Below are 247 nucleotides of genomic sequence, written 5' to 3' on the forward strand. Positions count from 1 at the left end.
AGGAACGACTGGTCAGCGAAGCTGGCCTTGACCATTTCCTGGCAGTCATCGAAGTTGCCTTCGATGGCGATGTTGTGGATGTTGTCGCCGAAGAGGGTGGTCATTTGGCGGCGCTGCACTTCAGACACGCGCTGGTGCGGGTGCAGGATGAAGATGTCGACGTTGTCGCAACGGCGGCAGCCTTCGATGGCGGCGGAACCGGTATCACCGCTGGTGGCACCGATGATCACTACGCGCTCGTTACGCT

1 protein-coding gene is annotated in these 247 nt (G+C 59.9%); it reads right to left on the bottom strand.

The window, feature by feature from the left end:
* On the bottom strand, positions 1 to 247 hold a 247-nt coding region (locus AC6UDB_RS07205), incomplete at both ends, for a pyridoxal-phosphate dependent enzyme (RefSeq protein ID WP_500709584.1).

The sequence above is a fragment of the Fructilactobacillus sp. X3R2C1 genome (genome assembly GCF_059901235.1).